We start from the raw sequence: 1524 nt of genomic DNA on the forward strand, positions 1-1524 counted from the left end.
GAGAAGATCCTGGCGATGGCGGAGATGGTGAATGTCGATCGCCCGTCGGACGACAGCGACGACGATGACGCGCGCAAGGCGGCCGACGACCTCGATGAGCTCGCCATCTCCAGGCGCAAGGGCAAACCGGCGAGCAAGCTGAAGTTCGATCTCGACCTGCCGCCGGAGGCTGTCGACTCTGCGCGACTCGATAGCGGACGGCTGTATCCCGAATGGAACTATCGCAGCGGCAGCTACATGCCGGATCACTGCCGTGTGCTGACGTCCGACGCCAGCGATACCGGCGAGAGCTTTGAGCCGGACGATGCCATGCGCCGTCGGATCCGCCAGGTGCGACGACAGTTCGAGGCACTGCGGCCCCGCCATGAGCTCATGAGGGCGCAGCCCGACGGCCACGACCTGGACCTCGACGCGCTGGTGCGCGCCCGCTGCGACCTCCGTGCCGGCAGCGGCGCGCTCGACCGCGTGCATTTGGCGATGCGGCCGCAGGGCCCCGATCTCGCGGTGACGCTGCTGGTCGACGTCTCGCTGTCGACCGACGCTTGGGTCGACGGTTACCGCGTCCTGGACGTGGAGAAGGAAGCGCTGCTTGTCCTCGCACACGGCCTGTCGGCCTGCGGCGACCATCACAGCATCCTGACCTTCACCTCGCGTCGGCGCTCGTGGGTGCGGCTCGAGACCGTCAAGGCTTTCGGCGAGCCACTGAATGCATCTGTCGAACGGCGGATCGGAGCGCTCAAGCCGGGATACTACACGCGGATCGGGGCCGCCGTCCGCCATGCTGCCGCCGAGCTCGCCGCACAGCCGCAGCGCAAGAAGCTCCTGCTCGTCCTCACCGACGGTAAGCCAAACGACGTCGACCATTACGAAGGACGCTTCGCGGTCGAGGACACCCGCAAAGCTGTTCAGGAAGCGCACCGGCTCGGGACCGTGGTCTTCGGCATCACCATCGATGCGGCCGCGCAGAGCTACTTTCCGACGCTGTTCGGGCGTGGCGGCTATTCCATCGTCGGCAACATCAAGCGACTCCCGGAGGCATTGCCGGCGATCTATCGCCAGCTCACGCAATAGAAAAAAAGCCCGGCGAACAGCCGGGCTCGAGTATCGAGACAACTCCAGGGAGGATGGGTCGCTCGTTTCAACGACTTGCTTCAACCACAGCGCAGCGCAACGGCATTTGACCCAGCGCAAACAAGGTCGCGGTCCCGTATTCACACGGAACACGCAGCAAAGCCGTGGCGGACTGCGCCGTTCAAATCCACCCCGAGCCGTGCCGGCGTCGATCTAAATCGGTCGATCTAAACCGCTCGGCTGTGGGTGGCTGCGGACCGTGCAAGATGAGCATCGAACGCCGAAGCGACGCTACGTACCAGGAATTCCGCGCCATCGTTGATCGAGAGGCGATCGTCGCGCATGGTTACGGCGCCGTCGGCAATGAGGCTTTCCAGCCGCGCCCGATCGACGACGGCAGAGTCCGGATCGCGGCCGTGACGCCGTGCGATCTGCGGCAGGTCGACGCTCATG

2 protein-coding genes are annotated in these 1524 nt (G+C 65.3%); both read left to right on the forward strand.

All coding sequences use genetic code 11. From position 1 onward, the window contains the following. On the forward strand, window positions 1–1071 hold a 1071-nt coding region (locus WA702_RS21855; protein WP_425112632.1), incomplete at its 5' end, for a nitric oxide reductase activation protein NorD. Between the two features lie 266 nt (window positions 1072–1337). Further along, on the forward strand, window positions 1338–1524 hold a 187-nt coding region (locus WA702_RS21860), incomplete at its 3' end, for a hypothetical protein (RefSeq protein ID WP_425112633.1).

The sequence above is a fragment of the Bradyrhizobium sp. genome, assembly GCF_049798375.1.
Taxonomy (GTDB): Bacteria; Pseudomonadota; Alphaproteobacteria; order Rhizobiales; family Xanthobacteraceae; genus Bradyrhizobium.